Annotated in this window: 12 protein-coding genes and 1 pseudogene; 8 read left to right on the top strand and 5 right to left on the bottom strand. The window is 70.6% G+C overall.

The features are described 5' to 3' along the window. Positions 1–147: 147 nt before the first annotated feature. The 4 genes from ACEU5R_RS25880 to ACEU5R_RS25895 are packed head-to-tail and all read left to right on the top strand — an operon-like array spanning position 148 to position 4,250. Entirely contained in the window at positions 148–561 is a 414-nt protein-coding gene (locus ACEU5R_RS25880) for a BlaI/MecI/CopY family transcriptional regulator (RefSeq protein WP_392412609.1), read from the top strand. Then, positions 558–2,255, top strand: coding sequence for a M56 family metallopeptidase (locus ACEU5R_RS25885; RefSeq protein ID WP_392412611.1), 1,698 nt, complete (start codon positions 558–560; stop codon positions 2,253–2,255). The genes ACEU5R_RS25880 and ACEU5R_RS25885 overlap by 4 nt, the downstream gene beginning before the upstream one ends. 59 nt (positions 2,256–2,314) lie before the next feature. After that, on the top strand, positions 2,315–3,145 hold the full coding sequence (locus ACEU5R_RS25890) for a class D beta-lactamase OXA-1238 (RefSeq protein ID WP_338424126.1): 831 nt from the start codon (positions 2,315–2,317) through the stop codon (positions 3,143–3,145). Between the two features lie 7 nt (positions 3,146–3,152). Beyond that, positions 3,153–4,250, top strand: a complete 1,098-nt coding sequence (locus tag ACEU5R_RS25895) for an acyltransferase family protein (protein ID WP_392412613.1) — start codon at positions 3,153–3,155, stop codon at positions 4,248–4,250. On the opposite strand, the gene ACEU5R_RS25900 is transcribed toward ACEU5R_RS25895, so the two are convergent. The 5 genes from ACEU5R_RS25900 to ACEU5R_RS25920 form a co-directional block, all read right to left on the bottom strand. Then, positions 4,240–5,148 carry a BMP family ABC transporter substrate-binding protein gene (locus tag ACEU5R_RS25900; protein ID WP_392412615.1) on the bottom strand — a complete coding sequence of 303 codons (909 nt, stop codon included), beginning with the start codon at positions 5,146–5,148 and terminating at the stop codon, positions 4,240–4,242. The two genes, ACEU5R_RS25895 and ACEU5R_RS25900, sit on opposite strands and share 11 nt — an antisense overlap. Continuing rightward, positions 5,145–6,128 carry a tripartite tricarboxylate transporter substrate binding protein gene (locus tag ACEU5R_RS25905; RefSeq protein ID WP_103273776.1) on the bottom strand — a complete coding sequence of 328 codons (984 nt, stop codon included), beginning with the start codon at positions 6,126–6,128 and terminating at the stop codon, positions 5,145–5,147. Before ACEU5R_RS25905 ends, ACEU5R_RS25900 begins: the two co-directional genes overlap by 4 nt. A gap of 197 nt (positions 6,129–6,325) precedes the next feature. Next, positions 6,326–7,714 (bottom strand): amidohydrolase, encoded by a 1,389-nt coding sequence (locus tag ACEU5R_RS25910; RefSeq protein WP_392412618.1) that lies wholly within the window; start codon positions 7,712–7,714, stop codon positions 6,326–6,328. Between the two features lie 229 nt (positions 7,715–7,943). Further along, positions 7,944–9,437, bottom strand: coding sequence for an MFS transporter (locus tag ACEU5R_RS25915; protein WP_392412620.1), 1,494 nt, complete (start codon positions 9,435–9,437; stop codon positions 7,944–7,946). 309 nt (positions 9,438–9,746) lie between these two features. Further along, positions 9,747–10,691, bottom strand: coding sequence for an adenosine deaminase (locus ACEU5R_RS25920; RefSeq protein ID WP_103273779.1), 945 nt, complete (start codon positions 10,689–10,691; stop codon positions 9,747–9,749). A 241-nt stretch (positions 10,692–10,932) separates the two neighbouring features. Between ACEU5R_RS25920 and ACEU5R_RS25925 the strand changes: the two genes are divergently transcribed. The 4 genes and pseudogenes from ACEU5R_RS25925 to ACEU5R_RS25940 all read left to right on the top strand — a co-directional run. Beyond that, complete coding sequence (locus tag ACEU5R_RS25925) at positions 10,933–11,625, top strand: hypothetical protein (RefSeq protein ID WP_392412622.1); 693 nt, start codon at positions 10,933–10,935, stop codon at positions 11,623–11,625. Next, on the top strand, positions 11,622–12,047 hold the full coding sequence (locus ACEU5R_RS25930) for a sel1 repeat family protein (RefSeq protein WP_392412623.1): 426 nt from the start codon (positions 11,622–11,624) through the stop codon (positions 12,045–12,047). The genes ACEU5R_RS25925 and ACEU5R_RS25930 overlap by 4 nt, the downstream gene beginning before the upstream one ends. Positions 12,048–12,050: 3 nt before the next feature. Beyond that, positions 12,051–13,448: an MATE family efflux transporter gene (locus tag ACEU5R_RS25935; RefSeq protein WP_233772405.1), complete on the top strand. Its 1,398-nt coding sequence runs from the start codon at positions 12,051–12,053 to the stop codon at positions 13,446–13,448. Between the two features lie 55 nt (positions 13,449–13,503). After that, positions 13,504–13,723, top strand: a pseudogene (locus tag ACEU5R_RS25940) (lytic murein transglycosylase); the annotation flags it as partial.

Here is a 13,723-nt window from a genome sequence, read left to right on the forward strand (position 1 = left end):
TTATCCCCGCGCGCTGGCGGACGGATGCCGGATCTTGCGCATTGTGATGAAGTGCACAGTCTGTTTCGACATAGACAATCTTTTCTAGAAAAGTTATTCTAGAAAAAATTTTCTAGATCAAAGCCCCGCTTTCCCCGGACCCTCGCAATGCCCGCCAAGTCGCCTCCCCCCGCCAAACCCACCAGCGCCGAACTCGACGTATTGCAGGCCATCTGGGAAACCGGGCCCGCCACGGTCAAGCAGGTCCACGCCCACATGGCGGCGGAACGCGAGGACCTGAGCCATGCCAACGTGCTCAGGCAGATGCAGATCATGCATACCAAGGGCCTGCTGACGCGCGACGAGAGCGAGCGTTCGCATGTCTATGCTGCCGCGCAGAGCCAGAAGGCCACGCAGGGCGGCTTGCTGAAGGATCTGATCCGCAAGGCCTTCGCCGGATCCGGCAAGGCGCTGGTGCTGGCCGCCCTGCGTGAAGGGCATGTGAGCAAGCGCGACCGGGCCGAGATCGAGGCGCTGCTGCGCGAGGAAAGCAAGGACGAGCCGCGCGGGGACAAGCGGTGAGCGGGCTGCTGCTGGGCGGCGCCTGGGCGCTGGGCACGGCCTTGCCGGCGTTTCTCTGGCAAGCCTTGGGCATCCATTGCGCCATGGCCGCGCTGCTGTCGCTGACCCGGCCGCGGGATGCGCGGCTGCGCTACGCGCTGTGCTGCGCCGGGCTGCTGCTGTGCGTGGCGATGTTCGCCGCCGATGTGGCGCATGCCTATCGCGCGTTGCCGGCGGCGGGGCTGGCGGACGCCGCGTCGCCGCTCTGGTCCGGAACGTGGCCGCTGTGGTGCGCCATGGCCTGGCTGGGCGGCGCGGCGCTGGCCGCCTTGCGCGTCTGGGCCGGCATGGCGTGGCTGCGGCGCCTGCTGCGCGCCAGCCAGCCCTGGACGGACGCGGCCTGGCAAGCCCGCGTCGCCGGCCTGGCGCGCCGCATGCGCCTGCGGCGAGAGGTGGGCCTGCGTCTCGTGCGGGGGCTTTGCACGCCGATGACGGCCGGCTGGTTCAAGCCGGTGCTGCTGGTGCCGGCGAACCTGGTCACCGGCATGCCGCCGGACCTGCTGGAGGCCTTGCTGGCCCATGAGCTGGCCCATGTTCGCCGGCACGATTATCTGGTGAACCTGCTGCAGTTCGCGGCCGAGATCCTGTTGTTCTTTCATCCCACGGTCTGGTGGCTGTCGCGGCGCATCCGCATCGAGCGCGAACGCATCGCGGACGACATGGCCGCCGCGCTTATCGGTCAACCGCGCCGGTTGGCGCTTGCCTTGAACGCCTTGAGCCAGGATGCCGACGCCGCGCCCGCGCCGGTGGCGCCGGCCGCGCGCGACGGCGATCTGCTGGACCGCATACGCCGCCTGACCCGGCCCGACAGCCTGCCGGCGCGCCGCGCCGTGGCCATGCCGGCGCTGGCCGCCATGCTGGCCGTGGCGATCGCCGGCGCCGGGGTCCAGGCCGGTCCGGCGGACGACGGCCGCGCCGACGCGGCCCGCCGGGCGCTGGCGCAATTGCCGGGCATCGACGCCCTGATCCAGTCCAGCGGCGCGTCGCATGTGCTGGTGCTGGACGCGCGTTCGGGCGACACGCTGGTCGGGGTGGCCGAGAACGAGGCTGTGCCCATCGCCTCGCTGACCAAGCTGATGACGGCGATGGTGCTGCTGGACGCGGCGCCCGACCTGTCTCAGCCGGTCCGCATCGACGAGCGCGACGCCGAGGCGGCGCGGGGCGGGGCGTGGCAGTTGCCGGTGGGGGCGGTCGCCCCGTTGGACACCATGCTGAAGCTGGCCTTGATGTCGTCGGACAATCGCGCCGCGCACGCGCTGGCGCGCAGCTATCCGGGCGGCGAGGCGGCCTTCGCGCGGGCCCTGCGGCGCAAGGTCGCCGCGTTGGGGCTGGAACACGCCCGCTTCGAGGACGCCATGGGGATCTCGCCGTCCAATCGCGCCAGCGCTGCCGATATCGGCAGGATCGTGAGCGCCGCCACGGCCTATCCGCAGATCGCGCTGGACACCACGTCGCTGGACGAGTCCGTGGGCATGGATGCCGGCGCGATTCAGTACCGCAACACCAATCCGCTGGTCGGACGGCAGGGCTGGGACATCCGCCTGTCCAAGACCGCGACGTCGGCCGAGGCCGGACGTTGCCTGGCCATGCGGGTGCAGGCCGGGGGCCGCGAACTCACGCTGGTGCTGCTGAACGGGCGGGCATTGCCCGCCTGAACCGCCGGCCGCGCCCCGCAGGGCTGCCCTGAAGAATTTCCAACCACGCTTCATTCACCATGCCTACACGCAGCCCCTTGCGCGCGCTCGCCGCCGCGCTGTCTCTTTCCGCCCTTTGCCTGCCCGCGCAGGCCCGCATGCTCTGCACCGTCGTGGCCGACGTCGCGGACGGACGCATCGTGTTCCAGGACGGCACGCAGGACGCCTGCGCGGCCCGCTATACGCCGGCGTCGACCTTCAAGCTCGCCATCGCCCTGATGGGCTACGACGCCGGCATTCTGCAGGACGCGCATGCGCCGGTCTGGGATTACCAGCCGAGCTACCCGGACTGGGGCGGCGACGACTGGTGCAAGCCTGTCGATCCGACGCACTGGATCAAGTACTCCGTTTTCTGGTATTCGCAGCAGATCGGCGAGAAGCTGGGCCTGGCGCGCCTGCAGCAATACACGACCGCGTTTGGCTACGGCAACCAGGATGTGTCGGGCCACCCGGGAAAGAACAATGGCACGCGGGGCGCCTGGCACGTATCGTCGCTGCGGATCTCGCCGCTGGAACAGCTCGATTTCCTGCGCAGGCTGGCCAGGCGGCAGCTGCCGGTCAAGCCGCAGGCCTATGACATGGCGGAGATCCTGTTCGACGCAGGGGTCGATGCGGATGGCTGGAAGATCCATGGCAAGACGGGCACGGGATCGCCGGGCAGCTTCGGTGATTACGACCGCGAACACGCCTATGGTTGGTATGTGGGCTGGGCCCGCAAGAACGGTCGCGAGCTGGTCTTCGCCCGGCTGATCCAGGACGAGAAGGCGGCGAGGCCGAACGCCGGCATGCGCGCGCGCGAGCAACTGCTGGCCGGGTTGCCGGGCTGGCTGGGCGCGGCCGGACAGCGCTGAGGCCGCGATGATCGCTCACGCGCGCGATGCGCGGATCGACATGCTGCGCGGCGTGTCCATCCTGCTGGTGCTGCTGCATCACTTCAACATTCCCTATTCGTTGAAGGACACGGGGCTGGCCGCGTTGCTGGGCTGGCCGTTCCTGCACGCGCTCGCGCGCAACGGCAACTATGGCGTGACGATGTTCTTCGTGGTGTCGGGCTTCCTGATCACGCGCAACGCGCTGGACAGATGGGGCGGGCTGGATCGCATCCGGCCTGGGGCGTTCTACACCCTGCGGGCGGCGCGCATCCTGCCCTGCCTGCTGCTGGCCTTGCTGACGGTCGATGCGCTGGCCCTGGCCGGCGCGCAGATCTTCGGCAACCGGGCGGACGCGGCCGTGTCGCTGTGGACGGTCAATGCCGCCGCGCTGACGGCCTGGGTGAACGTGCTGATCGTTCAGCATGGCTGGATCAACTATCCGCTGGGCGTGCTGTGGTCGCTGTCTGTCGAGATGGCGTTCTACCTGTTATTCCCGCTGGCCTGCCTGGCGCTGCGCAGGGGCTGGGCGCTGGCCGCGCTGGCGGCTGGGCTCATCGTCGCGGGGCCGCTGTACCGCCTGGCTAGCCAGGGCGAGGCCGGGGCGTATCTGTATGGCTATGCGGCCTGCTTCGACGCCATCGCCATGGGCTGCTGCGCTGCCGTGCTGGCGCGGCGCGGCCGGTTCGCCGTCCTTGGACGTCCGGCCGTGCGCGCGATCATCGGCGCGGCCATGGCGGGGCTGTACCTGGCCTGGCCCATCGGCCAGAGCAATGTGCTGGGCACGACCGCGATGGCGTTCGGCACGGCCTTGCTGCTGCTGGGCGGGGCCACGGCGTCAAGGGCGCATGCCCGGCCCTTGCGCGCGCTGGCCGCCTGTGGTCGGCTCAGCTACGAGATCTACCTGTTCCATCTGGTGGTTCTGGGCCTGATCCGGGGTTGGGCGCCGCCGGCGCTGGCGTCGGGCGACGCGCGGGTCGCGTTGCTGGCGGTCTATTTGGCGGCGTCCTGCGCGGCCGGCTGGCTGGTGGCGCGGTGGTGGTCGGAGCCGGCCAACGCCGCGCTGCGTCTGCACACTAGGGCGTGAACTCGGCGCCGGTGTAGCCGCCGTCGATCTCCAGGCCGCCGGCCAGCCTGCCCGACCAGTCGTCCAGGGCGCGGCGTTCTTCCGCCGTGACGCCGGCGCCCAGCGCCAGGCGCAGCGAGGCCGCTTGCTCCAGGCCGTAGCGGGTGACGGCGCCGACCGCCAGCCGGCCGGCGGCATGGTCGGCCGCCGCCCGCTCCACGCACAGGCCGGAGTCGGCCAGCGCGGACGCAAGATAGACCCGGGGATCGCGCGCCACCCAGTCGATCACGTTGCCGATCTGCCAGATGCCGGTTTCTCGGCAGGCGCGCGACACGCCATCGCGGCCGCCGTCCATCATGGCGAAGACCACGCGCGCGTCGCGCGCGGCAAGCGCCCGGGCCCATTCGTGCGCCCGCTCGGGATCATGCTGGTTGCCGCAGAAACCGGTGAGCGGATCGCGGCCGCTGGCGCGGCGCACGCCGTCGGCATACGCGGCGCGCCCCTTCAGGCCGGGGCGCACGCGTTCGCCGGACAGGTGAGCCGCGCGACCGTCAGCCGCGCGCAGGCCGGCCAGCACGCCGGCCAGGAAGGCGCTGTGTTCCTGCAGGATTTCGTAGGACGCGACGTTGGGCGCGGTCAGGCTGCCCTGGGTGACGGCGAACTGCGTGCGCGGAAAGCGCGGCGCCACCTCGGCCACGGGCGCATCGCCCTGGCCGCCATGTGCGATCAGCAGGTCCAGCCCCGGTTCGCACAGCGCGGCGATGCGCGCGGCGCGAGCCTGCGGATCGGTATCTGCGATCCATTCGATCCGCAGCGGCTGGCCGGCGCGCTCGGCGCGGCGCGCGCCCTCGACCGCGGCTTCGTTGAAGCCGCCTCGGCCCGCATGGCCGAACAGCGCCAGCACGCGGCGGGCGCTCACAGGCTGGCTCCGGTGGCGCGCACCACGGGTTCCCAGGCCTGGGCCTGGCGGCGCACGAAGTCGGTGAATTCGGCGGGGGACTTGTCGGCAAGCACGAAGCCCTGGCCCTCCAGTTTTTCGCGCAAGGCCGGCTCGCGCAGCACGGCCGTCAACTCGGCGTGCAGCCGCTGGCGCACCGCGTCGGGCAGGCCCGCCGGGCCGGACAGGCCGATGAAGTTCTCGGCCACCAGCCCCGGCAGGCCCAGCTCGCCCACGGCGGGTATGTCTGGCGCCTGCGGCACGCGCCGCTCGGTGGTGACGGCCAGCAGCCGCAGCTGGCCGGAGCGCAGATAGGGCAGGTTCTGCGGCAGCGCGTCCACGGCGAAGCGGATCTGTCCGCCCAGCAGGTCGTTGCGCATCGCGCCCGAGCCCTTGTACGGGATGTGCTGCAGCGGCGCGCCGGTGGCGCGCGCATAGAGTTCGCCGACGATCTGGCCGACCGAGGCCAGGCCGCCGCTGCCGAACTGCACCGGCTGGTCCTGGGCCTTGATCCAGGCGGTCAGCTCGGCCAACGTGGCGACGGGCACGGACGGATGGATGACGAAGGCGGTGGGCACCGCGCCGATATAGGCCAGGTGATCGAAGCTGGCCAGCGCGTCGTAGCCGTGGCCGGGCATCAGCGCGGGCGAGATCGACAGCGGCGCCGAGTTCGACATGAGCAGCGTGTAGCCGTCGGCGGGCGCCTGCGCCACCAGCGCGGCGCCGATGGTCGAGCCGGCGCCGGGCTTGTTCTCGATGACCACGGGCTGGCCCAGCCGCTCGGCCAGCGCGGGCGCGATCAACCGCGCGGCGATGTCGCTGGCGCCGCCGGGCGGGAACGTGACGACCAGTCGCAGCGGGCGCGCGGGCCAGGCCGCCGTGGCGGCGCGTCCGATGCGCGGACGCGCCAGGGGCAGCGCGAGCGCGCTGGCGATCATGAAGCGGCGTCGGGAGATGGGCATGCGGATTTCCTGCGTGGCGGCCCTTGGGGGGCAAAGGGCCGTACTGTAGGAAAGCGCCGCCGGGCAGACAAAGAATTTGTCGCCGTATGCTTATGTCGCGGGCATGAGCGTATGCGCGCGCGGGCATAAGGCGCGCGTCCTTGCGCATGCCCGCAAGGACGCGGGGCCGCCGGGCGGACCGGCGGCCGGGCGCGGCGTCAACTGCCCTGGCGCGCCTGCAGCATGTAGTCGACGGTCAGGTTCGACAGCGCGCGCACGCCGTTGATCAGGCCGGACTCATCCACGTAGAAGCGCGGCGAGTGGTTGGACGCGGCCTTGTCCACGTCGGTGCCCTTGGGCGTGACGCCCAGGTAGAAGAACAGGCCCGGCACCTTCTGCTGGTAGAACGAGAAGTCCTCCGACGCGGTGGATTTGGGCTGCAGGCCGTAGTTGCCTTCGCCGGCCACGCGGCGCAGCGTGGGGCCCATCTTCTCGGTCAGGGCCGGCGGGTTGACGGTGGCGTTGTACAGCTCCACCACGCGCACGTCGGCCTTGGCGCCGGCGCTTTGCGCGATCATGTCGGCGGTGCGCGCGATGCGCTGGTGGATGTCCTTCTTCATGCCTTCGTCGTAGGTGCGGATGGTGCCGGTCATGGCGACGTTGTCGGGCACGATGTTCATGCGATTGCCGCCGTGGATCGCGCCCACGGTGATGACGGCCGGCTCCAGCATGCTGTTGATCTGGCGGCTGGGAATGGTCTGCAGGCCCAGGATGATCTGCGAGCTGACCACGATGGGATCGATGCCGGACCAGGGGCGCGCGCCGTGCGTCTGCTTGCCGGTGACGTCGATCCAGAACTGGTCGGCGGCGGACATCGCCGGGCCGCTGCGCCAGGCCAGCCAGCCGGCCGGATAGGCGCTGGAGGCGTGCAGGCCGAAGATGGCGTCGACCTTGGGATTTTCCATCACGCCTTCCTGCACCATCATCTTGGCGCCCCAGATCTTCTTGCCGTCGGGCTCGAAGTCGGCGGGGCTTTCCTCGGCGGGCTGGAAGATGAACTTCACGCTGCCGGGCAGCTCGTCCTTCATGCCGGCCAGCACCTCGGCCGTGGCCATCAGGATGGCGGTGTGCGTGTCGTGGCCGCAGGCGTGCATCACGTCCACTTCCTTGCCCAGGTAGGTGCCCTTGGCCTGGGACGCGAAGGGCAGGTCCACCTGTTCCTTCACCGGCAGCGCGTCCATGTCGGCGCGCAGCGCCACCACCGGACCGGGCTTGCCGCCCTTGAGCACGGCGACCACGCCGGTCACGGCCACGCCGGTCTTCACCTCCATGCCCAGCGCGCGCAGATGGTCGGCCACCAGCTTGGCGGTGCGCGTTTCCTGGTTGCCCAGTTCCGGATGCTGGTGGATGTCGCGGCGCCAGGCGATGAGCTTGTCCTCGATGGCCTTGGCGCGCTGGTCGATCTGCGCGGCCAGCGCCGCATCGGGCGCGGGCGTCAGCGGCCCCTGGGTGCCGGGCGCGCCTTGCGCGGCGGCCGGGCCGGACCAGGCCAGGTGCGCGGCCAGGGCCAGCGGGGCAAGGCGGAACAGGATGTTGCGGTGGCGCATGAAGGTCTCCTCTTTGTCGGTCTGCGGGTTGCGCTTGTTGTCGTCAACGTGTGCCCGTTAACGTGTTATTGGCCGCCGAGCTTACCGGAGCGGCGACGCGTCGTAGCGCGTTGTTACCGATGCTTAAGAAGAGGGGGTCTTAAATTCCGGGCCTTGAAATCTCTGTGCGCGATCAGGCGCCGGCCGTGCCGGCAAGCCGGGTTTTTCGCCGAGGCGCGGCGGCGCGGTTTCAGGCCGCGCGCAGCGCCGGCTTCTCGCCGCGAGCCGCCAGCGCGAGCATGGCGGCGGCCGCCAGCGAGGCCGCGCCCGCCACCGCCATCGCGAGGCTGAAGCCGCCGGCGAGCGCGTCGGCCAGCAGGGCGCGCGCGTCGCCCGCCGCCAAGGGCAGTTCGTGGCGCAGCACGGCGGCGCGCGCCAGCGCCAGCGCATCGGGCAGTCCCTGGCGCGCGAGCGCGCCGTTGAGCGCATCCACCGCGCGGGCGCTCATCAGCGCGCCGAGCAGCGCGATGCCGATGGTCATGCCGCTCTGGCGCAGCGCGTTCATGGTGGCCGAGGCCATGCCGGAACGTTCGCGCGGCACGGTGGCCATCACGGCCATGCTGGTGGCGGGCAGCGCCAGCCCGGAGCCCACGCCCAGCAGCACCATCAGCGCGCAGGTGAGCGCGTAGGGCGTATGCGCGTCCAGGCCGGTCATGCCCAGCATGGCCGCGCCGATCAGCGCGTAGCCGGCGATCATCAGCCGGGGCAGGCCGAAGCGCGGATTGAGTTTGCCGAACACGGTGGACGCGATGCCGGAGGCGATGAATTGCGGCGCCAGCTGCGAACCGGCGGCCAGCGGCGACAGGCCCTGCACCTGTTGCAGGTAGAGCGAGAAGAAGAACAGGCTGCTGTAGCCGGAGAAGCCCAGCACGAAGGATGCGAAGTTGGTCACTGCGTAGCCGCGGTCGCGGAACAGGCCCAGCGGCAGCACCGGCCGCCGCGCGCGCAGTTCCACGGTCACGAAGGCCGCCAGGCCGGCCGCCGCCAGCGCCAGCGCGAGGCCGGCCGGACGCGAGTCCCAGCCATGCTCGCCCGCGGCGATCAGGCCGTAGGCCAGCGCACCCAGCCAGACCACGCTCAGGGCCTGGCCCAGCGGATCGAACGCGGCGTGTTCGGGATGGGCGCTTTCGCGGATGCTCCACATGCCCAGCGCCACCGCCAGCGCGCCCAGCGGCAGGTTGATGAGGAATATGCTCTGCCAGCTGAAGTGCGCCACCAGCACGCCGCCCAGCACCGGGCCGGCGATCAGCGCGGTGGCGTTGCTGGAGGCCCAGATGCCGATGGCCTGGGCCCGCTCGCGCGGATCCGGGAAGGCCTGCGTCAGCAGCGACAGCGCGCCCGGTATCAACAGCGCGCCGGCCACGCCCTGCACGGCGCGCCCCGCCAGCAGCATGGGCAGGCTGCCGGCCAGCCCGCACATGGCCGAGCCGGCGACGAACAACAGCACGCCGGCCAGCCAGGAACGCTTGCGCCCATAGCGGTCCCCCAGCGGCCCCGCCGACAGGATGAAGGCCGACAGGCACAGCGCGTAGGCGTCCACCACCCATTGCAGCCCGGCCATGTCGGTGCGCAACGCCGCCTGCATCGCGGGCAAGGCGACGTTGACGATGCTGATGTCCAGGGTGGCGACGAAGCTGCCGAGATTGACGGCGACGAGCAGGGCGTGGCGGCGGGAAGCGTGCATGGCGGAAAGCGTGCTGCGGGTTGCGGAAGCCCCATTCTATTTTCCGACTGACCGGCGGTCAATTAATTTGATAATAATTCTCAACAACCTGAACAGAAGCTTGCACCCCCGCGAATCCACACCTATTCACTTTACAAAAGTCGCCCCTAGCGGCACATCACCGCGAGCGGGGCCGCGCGGAGTCGGCTTTGCCGGTCCGCAGCGGCGCCCCCTTGAGGGGGGAGCGCGTAGCGCTCGGGGGTGGGTCCATCCCTCCGGTCCGCCGCGGCGCCCCCTTGAGGGGGAAGCGCGTAGCGCTCGGGGGTGGGCCTATATCTTTGCAGCCATGCTGTTGTCGGCCAGCGCCTGCGCCTGTTCCCGCGACATGCCCAGGTGCTCGTACAGCGCGTGGAAGTTTTCGTTGACGTAGCCGCCGAAATAGGCCGGGTCGTCGGAGTTGACCGTGACCTTCACGCCCGCGTCCAGCAGCGACAGGATGTTGTGGTCGCGCATGTGCTGGAACACGCGCAGGCGGGTGTTCGACAGCGGACAGACGGTCAGCGGGATCTGTTCATCGATCAGGCGGGCGATCAGGCGCGGGTCTTCGGCCGCGCGCACGCCGTGGTCGATGCGCCGCACCTTGAGCAGGTCCAGCGCTTCCCAGATGTACTCGGGCGGACCTTCCTCGCCGGCGTGGGCCACGGCCGGCAGGCCTTCGGCGCGGGCGCGGTCGAACACGCGCTGGAACAGCCGTGGCGGAAAGCCCTTCTCGCTGCTGTCCAGGCCAACCGCGATGAAGGCGTCGCGGTAGGGCAGGGCCTGTTCCAGCGTGCGCATGGCGGCTTCCTCGGGCAGGTGGCGCAGGAAGCTCAGGATCAGGCCGCTGCTCACGCCCAGCTGCTTGCGGCCGTCTTCCAGCGCCTGGCTGATGCCGTTGAGCACGGTCTCGAAGGGCACGCCTCGGTCGGTATGCGTCTGCGGATCGAAGAAGGGCTCGGTGTGCACCACGTTCTGCTCTTGGCACTTCAACAGGTAGGCCCAGGTCAGGTCGTAGAAGTCCTGCTCGGTGCGCAGCACGTCGGCGCCGCGATAGTAGAGGTCCAGGAATTCCTGCAGATTGTTGTAGTTATAGGCCTGGCGCAGCGATTCGACGTCGGGCCAGGGCAGCGCCACGCCGTTGCGTTGCGCCAGGCTGAACAGCAGCTCGGGTTCCAGCGACCCCTCCAGGTGCATGTGCAGTTCCGCTTTGGGCAGGGCGTTCAGCCAGTCGTACATAGGGGCTCCGGTCTTCGGGTAAGGCGTGGGGATGTGCGCGCCGTTGGCGGCAGGCAAGGCCGCGATCATATCCGGTATGGGATGACGGCCAAGGGCGCGGACCCGTCCGCGCCGCGCGTCGCGGGGCGGCCCGGACCTGCGCCGATTATTCTCCGTGCCGGGGCGCTTGGCAACGCGCGCCGGCGATTCGGATATAGTTCGTCGCCATGAGCCGCCGCGGGCGGCGCCAGCGGGAGCAACCATGATGTCCAGGCGGGAAGCGTCGAGAATCGCGCGTCGCATGACGGCCGGCGCCGCGCTGGCCGTCACGCTGGCCGCCTGTGGTTCGTCGCGGTTGGACGGGGTGCCCGTCGATTGGCCCGGCTTTCGCGAGCCGCGCCTGGCGACGGCGCCGTCCGAACCGGCGCAATGCCCGGACCTGACGGGACCGTATCGCATCCAGGGTGAGTTCAGGACCGGCGAGCGCGACGCATCGCTGGACGACCTGGGCCGCTTCCTGGCGTGGACGCTGTACCTGCCCGGCATGGGCGGGGGCGATTCCCGCGCCTGGAACCCCGCGCCCGGCGCGTCGGTGACCTTCGCGTCCGACGCCCAGGCCTGGCGGGCGCTGCTGCGGGACGGACGCGGCGGCAAGCTGGAGGGCCGGCTGCCGGGTGCCGCGTCGCCCGCCGGCGACCTGGTCGATCCGGCGCGCCAGCAGATCATGCTGGCCTCGGGTTGCGCGCAGGGCCGTCTGTGGATCAGCGCGCGCGAAGACTGGCGCCAGCATGAGTCCCAGGGCGTGCGCCGCCATGTGGCGATGCTGCGGCCGGAAGGCGGCGGCTTGCTGCTGACCGTCAGGCGCGAGTCCGACAGCATCGGCATGCTGCTACCCTGGTACAGCAACGACAGCCGCGTGTCGCAATACTGGTTCGCGCCGGCCGGACCCAGATGAACGCGGCCGGGGTGGCGCGCGACGCCTGCGCGGGCCGCCAGCTGTCTTCCATTTTCTTCGATGTGCCCATGACCGTAAAACGACTGACCTTCTGCGCCGTGCTGTTCCTGTTGTTCGTGCTGGGCGTGACCTGGTTCTGGCTCCAGCTCTTCGACACCCGCGCGCCGTCGCTGCGCGGCCAGGTCCAGGGCGAGAACGTCCATATTTATGGCGAATCTCCCCAGCACGACGCCGCCGTCAACCGCGCCTGGCTGGAAGAGGCCAGACGCGGCAATGTCGACGCGCAGTACACCATGGGCCTGATCATGGAACAGAGCGATCGCAAGGAGGCGCTGCGCTGGTACGAGGCCGCCGCCGCCCAGGGCTATCCGGCCGCGATCGAACGCCTGGAACAGTTGCGGGCCAAGCCCGTGCGGCGCTGAGCCTTGTCCGACGCAAGCCAGGCCCAGACTCTGGCCGCGCCGCTGCAGGCGCGCTTCGTCCACGGCCCGCTGCGCGGGCATGTGGTCGAAATGGTGCTGACCGGCTGGGCCAGCCTGCTGGCCGTGTTCGCGGTCGAATTCCTGTCCTTGCTGTACCTGGGCACGCTGGGCGAGGAAGCGATCCTGGCCGCCGTGGGGCTGGGGTCGATGACGCTGTTCACGGTGATGTCGGTCAGCATTGGCGTCACCGTGGGCGGCGCGGCCATGGTGTCGCGCGCGCTGGGGGCTGGCGACGGGCAGGGCGCGCGCCGCCTGGGCGGCGCCTCGCTCATCCTGATGACGGCGGCCACGGCCGTGGCGGGGGTGCTGTATCTGGCGTTCATCGGTCCGTATGCCGCCGCCGTCGGCCTGGAGCCGAGGGTGCGCGGCCATCTGCTGTCTTTCGTCTTCATTTCCACACCGTTCATGGTGGCTGGCGGGATCGGCATGATGCTGTCCAACCTGCTGCGCGCCCATGGCCGGGGCCGCCAGTCCATGTGGGTGCTGCTGGCCGGCACCGCGACCGTCGCGCTGCTGGATCCGCTGGTGATCTTCGTTTTCAAGGGTGGCCTGCAGGGCGTGGCCTGGGCCGGCGCCGTGGGACGCCTGGCCACCATGCTGCTGGGCGGCTGGCTGGTGTTCGGACGCCACCGGCTGGTGCGCTGGCCGACCCGTGGAGAGCTGCGGCCGGCGCTGGCCGCGATCGGCAGGATCGCCGCGCCCGCCGCCCTGACTGGCCTGGCCACGCCGGCGGCGGTGATCTTCGCCGCGTCCACCTATGCCGGCTTTGGCTCCAGCGTGATGGCCGGCGCCACGGTCATGGACCGGGTGCTGCAACTGGCCTATTCGATGTTCTTCGTGCTGCCCGGCGCCATCGGGCCGATCCTGGGGCAGAACCTGGGCGCGGGCAACTGGGACCGCATCCGCGAGACGGCCCGGCTGACCGCGAGGCTGGCGCTGGCCTACGGCCTGGGCATGGCCGTGCTGCTGGCGCTGCTGGCCCCGTTCATCGCGGACCTGTTCAAGGTCACCGGCCCAGGCCGCGATCTGGTGGTGTTCTTCTGTCGCTACGCCAGTTTCATCTGGGTGCTGAACAGCTTTTTCTTCGTGGCCGTGGCGGTATTCAACAATCTGGGCCACGCCGGCTACTCCACCGCCATCAGCTGGCTGCGCGCCACCGTGGGCACCTTGCCGCTGGTCTGGCTGGGCGCCCGCCTGGGCGGACCCGAGGGCGTGGTGCTGGGTCAGTCGGCCAGTTTCGCGCTGTTCAGCCTGGTGGCGCTGGCGCTGTGCCGGCGCGTGCTGCGCCGGCCTCCTCCCAGGCCGGCGGCGGCTGCCGCCGGACAGGCCACCGGCGGTTAGATTTCATCATCGGCACGCGGTACGATCGCGGCTGAGTCCGATTTTTAGGAATGCCATGTCCTTGCGCTCCATTCGTTTTCGAATCGATGCCTTTCCCCAGATCCTGCTGGCCGCCGCGCTGACCGCCGCCGCCGGCGCCGCGCAGGCCCAGCCCGCCTCGGCCACCGGTTCGCGCGCGCAGACGCCGGCGCCGGCCGCGCCTGCGCTGACACCCAAGCGCAGCTTCGACGACACGCCGCTGCCCGCCGCCACGCCCGCCGCCACGCCCGCCGTCA

This window comes from Achromobacter sp. 413638 (genome assembly GCF_043119405.1).
Taxonomy (GTDB): domain Bacteria; phylum Pseudomonadota; class Gammaproteobacteria; order Burkholderiales; family Burkholderiaceae_B; genus Achromobacter.